The organism is Allobosea caraganae, assembly GCF_003351345.1.
GTDB lineage: Bacteria > Pseudomonadota > Alphaproteobacteria > Rhizobiales > Beijerinckiaceae > Allobosea > Allobosea caraganae.
Genome location: NZ_QQTO01000009.1, coordinates 42930 through 50529, shown reverse-complemented (window position 1 = coordinate 50529; position 7600 = coordinate 42930). Strand labels below are relative to the sequence as shown.

The window sequence follows — 7600 nt, the reverse complement described above, 5'->3', positions numbered from 1 at the left end:
CGGGGTGGAGCAGCCCGGTAGCTCGTCAGGCTCATAACCTGAAGGTCGTAGGTTCAAATCCTGCCCCCGCAACCAAATCAAAAGCCCCGATGGTCAAAACCACGGGGCTTTTCTCCGTTCAGGGCGACGCCGAGAGCGGAAGGCGGCGCCTAACCAGCGAGCCTCACCCGATCATTGCGAGTGTAAGCGAAGCAACCCAGGGGTTTCGCGCGATGCCCCGGGGTTGCCTTGCAGCTCACCCTCCTCGCATTCACGGGCGCTGAAGCGATCTGCTCGATCGGAAGGCCGCCAGTCCAGCGCTCGGAGCAGGCGCCGCAAGAGCCGCCCCGCGAGGATACGCGCACGGGCGTGCCTCCTGCGATGACCGCATAGCATCGCACTTGACCTGTCTAAGACGACCGGTCATATTCGACGCATGCCAAGACTGAGCCTCAAAGAGAAGATCGTCGTCTCCGCCGTAGAAACCCTGCATCGCAAGGGGTTCAACGGCTGCAGCGTGCAGGACATCACCGAGGCGGCGGGGGTGCCGAAGGGCTCCTTCTACAACCATTTCCAGAGCAAGGAGGATCTCGCCGTCGCGGCGCTGGAGCGCTACTGGCACAAGGTGCAAGCTTCGCTGCTCATGCTTGGCGATCAGGACGGGCCTGGCATGGAGCGCCTTGCGCGGTATTTTCGTCATCTCAACGACCTCACGCGTCAGAACGCCTATGAGACCGGCTGCCTGGTGGGCAACATGGCGGCGGAGATGTCCGATCAGAGTGCTTCGATTCGCGAGCGCCTTGCAGGTCTCCTGGCCGATTGGAGCGGCGCCATCGAAGCCTGCGTTCAGGCAGCGCAGGCTGACGGCTCGATGCGGCGCGACATCGATTCGAGGTCGATCGCCGCGTGCCTCCTCAATGCGTGGGAGGGAGCGATCATGCGGGCGAAGGTCGACAGAAGCCATAGGCCGTTGGAGGATTTCGACAGGGTCGTGCTCGCCAGCCTCAGGGCGTGAGGCAACGGCCAGCGGCTCCAATCTCGATTAAAGTGTAAGATGACCAGTCATTTTAACCACAGGCGGGACGAAGAGTCCAGCTGTCCGCGCGGGCTCGCGGCCAACCATCCGTTACAGCCCGATCTGCGCATCCACGAGATGCGGAAGCCTTGAAATCGACGTCCACTGAAGGAACACAGCCATGCGCGCAATGAGAGCAGATGCTTTTCGCGGCTATCACGACCTGAAGCTCGCGGAGATTCCCGGGCCGAGCCTGTCGGCGGGCCGGCTTCTGGTGCGGGTGACCGCGGCCGGCGTCACGCCGCTCGACCATACCATCCTCAGCGGGCATTTCCCGCCGGCGAAGGCGCCTCTCGTGCTCGGAAATGAGGGGGCAGGCATCGTCGAAGGCGGCGACGCCGATTTCCCCGATGGAACGCGCGTCGCGTTCTGCGGCGCCTTCGGCGTCTCCGAGAATGGCAGCTATTCCGAATACGTCGCGGCGCCCAAGGACGTGCTTTACCGCGTGCCTGATATGATCGACGACGTTGCCGCCGCCGGTCTCCCGGTTGCCTACCTGACCGCCTATCTCGCGCTCAAGAATGCCGGTTTCACAGCGGGGAAGAGCGTCCTTGCGCCGGCCATTGGCGGCTCGGTCGGCAATGCCGCGACGCAGCTTGCTCGGGCGCTCGGCGCCAGGCACGCCATCTCCTCGACCACCAGCCATGTGAAAGCCGAAGCAGCGACAGCGCTCGGCTTCTCCGAGGTCATCGACCTGTCGGCAGAGGGCCTGGCTGACGGCGTCAATCGGATCACGGCCGGCTATGGCGCCGACATCGTGATCGACGGTATCGGCGGCAGGATATTGAGCGAGGCGCTGAGGATTCTGGCGCGGGGCGGCTCGCTCACGACGCTCGGCTATTCCGGCGGCCGTGAGACGACGATCAATGTGACCGACCTGATCTGGAAGGCCGCGAGCATCAAGAGCTTCATCCTCTCGACCGAAAGCACCGCTGCGCGGAGCGCAGCCTGGTCGGTGATCGCCGAGTTGCTTGCCGCCGGCAAGATCAAGCCGATCGTCGCCAGGACGTTCGCGCTCGAGGAGGCAGCCGAGGCGATGCGGCATCTCATCGAGGACCGCCCATTCGGGCGGGTCGTCCTGACGATCTGACGGACTTCTCCGCGGACTCAGATGCGAGCCGCGGCGAGCTCCAGCTTGGAACCAGCTTCCTCCTGGACGAGATCGCTCGGCGTCGTCGAGCGCAGGATCAGGTCGGGCTCGATCACGATGCCCTGCTGGGCGTTGCGCCCGGCGATCCGGTCGAGCAGCATCCGCATCGCCATCTCGCCGAGATCCTGCTTGGCGATCCGCAAGGTCGTCAGCGGCGGAGTGACGAGGGAGGCGGCCGGAATGTCGTCGCAGCCGACGATCGCGACCTGGTCGGGTACGGAAATGCCGGCCGTTTCGAACGGCTTCATCAGCCCGAGCGCGATCAGGTCATTATAGCAGATCACCGCGTCGATCTCGCCTGCGCGCGGCACCAGCTTGCCGGCGAGCTCGATTCCGCCCTGAAGGTCGGGCGTGCAGGACAGGTCGTGGACGAGCGCGAGTCCGTGGCGCGACAGGACCGCCTCGACGCCCTCGCGCCGTTTGCGGCCGCCATGCGAATAGGCCGGGCCGGCGGCGAAGACGAAGCGTCGGCGGCCCTGCGCGATCAGGCTGGAGACGGCGGCCTCGACGCCGGCGCGGTAATCGACCTCGATCGTTCCGGCATAGCGCTTGGCGACGCTGCGGTTGATCAGCACGACGGCGCGATGCGGTGCGATCGCGCGCAGCAGGCGCTCCTCGTCGAGGCGGGCGCTGCAGATGATGACGCCGTCGACGCGCCGGTCGAGCAAGGTGCCGAGCACCTCCTCCTCGCGCTCGGGATCCTCGACCACGTTGCAGGAGAGCAAGGTGTAGCCGGCCGGCCGGGCGACGAGCTCGGCGCCGCGGATAATCTCGGGGAAGAACGGGTTGACGATATCGGGAACGACGATGCCGACCGTGTTCGAGCGATCGCTCTTCAAGCTTTGGGCGAACGCGTTCGGGCGATAGTTCAGCGCCTGCGCGGCCTCGAGCACGCGCTGGCGCGTCTCCTCTCCCGCGCCTCCGCGGCCGTTGAGCACGCGCGAGACCGTCATCGGCGAGACGCCGGCGGCGGCGGCGACGTCGGTGACGGTGGGGGAGCGCAGAGGCGGCTTTGCATCCATGAAGCCACTATTTCACGATAACGATATCCTTTGCCAGAGGAATTATATCGACCGAAAGGAGAGGCTCCGCTCCCACATGAGCGAAATAGTTGCTGCTTCCGCACATACTATGCCGCCTAGCGGAGATCGAGATATATGTCGCGCACCCGCTTGACGATGAAAGAACGATAACGATAACGTAGCTTCATAGCGCCCGGTCCGACCAGAAGGCGCAGTGGAGGAAGCGATGGGATTTTTTCACGGGCGCGCTCTGCGTGGCGCTGCGGTCTCTCTGATCTTTGCCTGGGCGGGTGCGGCTGGTGCTGCTAGCTACAAGGAGGCGCCGGCGCTGGCCGAGCTGGTCAAGGCCGGCAAGCTGCCGCCGGTCGAACAGCGCCTGCCGGAAAAGCCGATGGTGCTGCAGCCGGTCGAGAAGGCCGGCAAATATGGCGGCACCTGGCGCCAGGCCCTGATGGGCGGCAGCGATTCCCTGATCGAACGCTCGGTCGGCTATACCCGTCTGGTGCGCTGGAACGCGGCCTGGACCGAGGTCGTGCCGGATGTGGCCGAGACTGTCGACATCAAGCCTGACGGCACCGAATACGTCTTCCACCTGCGCAAGGGCACGCGCTGGTCCGACGGCGCCCCGTTCAACGCCGACGACATCATGTTCTGGTACCAGGACGTGCTGATGAACAAGGAGCTGACGCCGTCGGTGCCGCGCTGGCTGCGCAGCGGCAACGACCCCGTCATCGTCGAGAAGATCGACGACGTCACCGTGAAATTCCGCTTCACCGGCCCGAACGGCATGTTGCTCGAGAACATGGCGACGACCTTCGGCTCCGACATGCTGGCGGCCGCGCCGGCGCATTACCTCAAGCAGTTCCACAAGAAGTACAATGCCGAGGGCATCGACAAGCTCGTCGCGGATGCCAAGGCGGCGAACTGGTCGGCGCTTTTCCTGAACAAGACCAGCTTCCCCGGCCGCTGGCGCGATACCGGCCGGCCCGTGCTCGATCCGTGGCGGCTGACCGTGCCCTATGGCGGCACCACGCAGGTCGTGCTGGAGCGCAACCCCTACCATTTCAAGGTCGATCCGAACGGGCAGCAGCTGCCCTACATGGACCGCGTCACCTTCGACATCATGGGCGATACGCAGGCGATCGTGCTCAAGGCGATCAATGGCGAGCTCGACATGCAGAACCAGCGCCTCAACGGGCTGGAGACCCGCATCGTGCTGGCGCAGAACCGCGAGCGCAGCGGCTATCGCCTGTTCAAGGCGCAGCCGGCCTGGTCGAACGCCATGTGCATCGCGCTGAACCAGACCAGCAAGAACCCGGTGCTGCGCGAGGTCTTCCGCAAGAAGGAGTTCCGCGTCGGCCTGTCGCTCGCGATCAACCGCGAGGAGCTCAACGACCTGATCTATGCCGGCCAGTCGCAGCCCTATCAGGCGGCGCCGCGGCCCGGCACCGCGCTCTACGACGAGCAGATGGCGACGCAGTACACCAAGTACGATCCCAAGGCCGCCAACGAGATGCTCGACAAGACGGGCTACACCAAGCGCGACGGGCAGAACTTCCGGCTCGGGCCGGACGGCAAGCGCATCTCCTTTGCGATCGATGCCGCGACGTCACGGCGCTATCAGATCGACGCGCTCGAGCTGGTCCGCAAGTACTGGGCGGCTGTCGGCATCGAGATGCAGGTGCGCGCGGTCGAGGAATCCTTCGCCTTCGCCCGGATGCTCGCCAACGAGCAGGACGGCCTGGTCTGGATCGGCGGCGGCGGCTACGACTTCCTCGGCCTGCTCGATCCGAAATGGTACTTCCCCTACGAGAACCAGGCGGCCTTTGCCTCGGCCTGGGGCATCTACTTCCAGAACCCGAACGACCCGAATGCCGAGGAGCCGTCAGAGGCCGCCAAGCAGCAGCAGGCGCTCTACGTCCAGATGCAGAAGACGCCGGGTACGGCCGGCCAGTTCGAGGTGATGAAGAAGATCCTCGCGATCACCCGCGACCAGTTCTACGTGATCGGCACCAACATGGAAGCCGATAATTACGGGGTCGTGAAGAACAACATGCGCAACGTGCCCGAGATCATGCCGGATACGTTCTTCTACATGACGCCCGGGCCGACCAATCCGGAGCAGTATTTCTACGAGTGAGTTCGGCCAACGCCGATTGATCCCGGAGCGGCTGTCAGCGGCTCCGGGACCGCCCTCCCGATCTGGTTGCACTGGAGGCTGCCATGCTTCGCTACGTGCTGAGGCGACTCGTCTATACGCTCGCGACGCTGGCGGCGGTGTCGGTCGTCGCCTTCCTGGTCATCCAGTTGCCGCCGGGCGACTTCTTGACCTCGTTCAGCGCAAAATTCGCCGAGCAGGGCGGCTCGCTCGACAATGATGCGCTGAGCGCGCTGAAGCTGCGCTACGGGCTCGACCAGCCCTGGTACGTGCAATACTGGCTCTGGATCTCCGGCATCCTGTTCCGCGGCGATTTCGGCGAGTCCTTCGAGTGGAACAAGCCGGTCTCCGAGCTGATGTGGGACCGGTTCGGGCTGACCGTGCTGCTCTCCGGCATCACGCTAATCGTGACCTGGATCGTCGCCCTGCCGATCGGCATCTACAGCGCGGTCCGGCGCTATTCCTGGCTCGACTATGTCGTGACCTTCCTCGGCTTTTTGGGCCTGGCCGTGCCGAGCTTCCTGCTGGCGCTGGCCCTGATGTACGTGTTCTCGCGCTATTTCGGCATGAGCGTCAGCGGGCTGTTCTCGCCGGCCTATGTCAACGCCGCGTGGAGCTGGGCCAAGGTCGGCGACCTCGCCATGCATCTCTGGCTGCCGGTCTTCGTGCTGGCGACGCATGGCACGGCAGCGCTGATCCGGGTGATGCGCGCCAACCTGATCGACGAGCTCTACAAGCCCTATGTCCAGACGGCCCGCGCCAACGGGCTCGGCGAGATGGAGCTGCTGTTCAAGTACCCGGTTCGCGTCGCGCTGAACCCGTTCATCTCGACCATCGGCTGGGTGCTGCCCAACCTCGTCTCGGGCGCGATCGTCACCTCCGTCGTGATGAGCCTGCCGACCGCCGGGCCGCTGCTGCTCTCCGCCCTGCTGGCGCAGGACATGTACCTCGCCGGCAGCTTCATCCTGATGCTGAGCGCGCTCACCGTGATCGGCACCCTGATCTCCGACATCCTGCTCGCGTGGCTCGATCCGCGCGTGCGCTACGCGTGAGGAGGTGGCCATGACCGATATCGCCGCTCCAATCGCTCCGCCGGCCACGGCTCCTGCCGGCCGCAAGCTCGCCGAGACCGGGCAATGGGCGCTGATCTTCCGGCGCTTTCGCCGGCATCGCCTCGCCTATTTCAGCGCCTTCGTCGTCGTCGGCATTTATGTCGTCGCGCTGTTCGCCGAGTTCGTCGCGCCGTTCTCGGCCGACACCTACAATGCCCGCTACACCTACGGGCCGCCGCAGGCGCTGCACTTCTTCGGCCGCGATGCCGGCGGCGAGCTGCGCTTCATGTATGTCAACGGCTACAAGATGAGCTTCGACCCGGTCGCGTTGAAGCGGACCTTCGTGGTCGACGAGAAATCGGTCAATCCGGTCGTCTTCTTCGCCAAGGGCGAGCCTTATAACCTGTTTGGCCTGATCCCCTGGGACCGGCACCTGATCGGCCCGGCCGACCCTTCGCAGCCCATGTACCTTTGGGGTGCCGACCGGCTCGGCCGGGACGTGCTGTCGCGGACGATCCATGGCGCGCGCATCTCGATGTCGATCGGCCTCGTCGGCGTCGCCATCAGCCTGTTCCTCGGCCTGCTGCTCGGCGGCATGTCGGGCTATTACGGCGGCTGGATCGACGAGGTCGTGCAGCGCAGCATCGACTTCCTCAAGTCGATCCCGACGATTCCACTCTGGATGGGGCTGGCCGCGGCTGTTCCGGCCAGCATGGACCCGCTGCTGGTCTATCTCTGGATCACCGTAATCCTCTCGCTGGTCGGCTGGACCGACCTGGCGCGGGTGGTGCGCGGGCGCTTCCTCTCGCTCAGGACCGAGGATTTCGTCCTGGCGGCGCGGCTCGACGGCTGCAGCAAGCAGCGCGTGATCTGGCGGCACATGGTGCCCTCCTTCACCAGCCACATCATCGCCTCGGTGACGCTGGCGATCCCCAGCATGATCCTGGCCGAGACGGCGCTCTCCTTCCTCGGCATCGGGCTGAAGGATCCGGTGGTGAGCTGGGGCGTGCTGCTCAAGGACGCGCAGAGCATCCTGGCGCTGACGACCGCGCCCTGGCTGCTGGCGCCCGGCGCCGCCGTCGTCGTCGCCGTGCTCGCCCTCAACTTCCTCGGCGATGGAATTCGCGATGCGGCCGATCCCTATGCTTGAGCGTGCGCCAGACT

General features: G+C 65.2%; 6 protein-coding genes. 5 read left to right on the top strand and 1 reads right to left on the bottom strand.

Features of this window, described 5'->3' with window-relative positions; all coding sequences use genetic code 11:
- Positions 1-415 precede the first annotated feature (415 nt).
- The gene (locus DWF00_RS04430) at positions 416-994 is read left to right on the top strand and encodes a TetR/AcrR family transcriptional regulator (RefSeq protein ID WP_114832590.1); all 579 of its coding nucleotides are present in this window, start codon (positions 416-418) and stop codon (positions 992-994) included.
- A gap of 181 nt (positions 995-1175) precedes the next feature.
- Positions 1176-2144: a quinone oxidoreductase family protein gene (locus tag DWF00_RS04425; protein ID WP_245973747.1), complete on the top strand. Its 969-nt coding sequence runs from the start codon at positions 1176-1178 to the stop codon at positions 2142-2144.
- Positions 2145-2161: 17 nt separating this feature from the next.
- Here DWF00_RS04425 and DWF00_RS04420 read toward each other — a convergent pair whose 3' ends face one another.
- On the bottom strand, positions 2162-3226 hold the full coding sequence (locus DWF00_RS04420) for a LacI family DNA-binding transcriptional regulator (RefSeq protein WP_114832592.1): 1065 nt from the start codon (positions 3224-3226) through the stop codon (positions 2162-2164).
- Positions 3227-3452: 226 nt separating this feature from the next.
- Here DWF00_RS04420 and DWF00_RS04415 point away from each other — a divergent pair, with 226 nt between their 5' ends.
- The 3 genes from DWF00_RS04415 (at position 3453) to DWF00_RS04405 (ending at position 7586) form a co-directional block, all read left to right on the top strand.
- Entirely contained in the window at positions 3453-5366 is a 1914-nt protein-coding gene (locus tag DWF00_RS04415) for an ABC transporter substrate-binding protein (RefSeq protein WP_114832594.1), read from the top strand.
- Between the two features lie 83 nt (positions 5367-5449).
- Complete coding sequence (locus DWF00_RS04410; RefSeq protein ID WP_114832596.1) at positions 5450-6436, top strand: ABC transporter permease; 987 nt, start codon at positions 5450-5452, stop codon at positions 6434-6436.
- A 10-nt stretch (positions 6437-6446) separates the two neighbouring features.
- Entirely contained in the window at positions 6447-7586 is a 1140-nt protein-coding gene (locus DWF00_RS04405; RefSeq protein WP_114832598.1) for an ABC transporter permease, read from the top strand.
- The last annotated feature ends 14 nt before the right edge of the window (positions 7587-7600 follow it).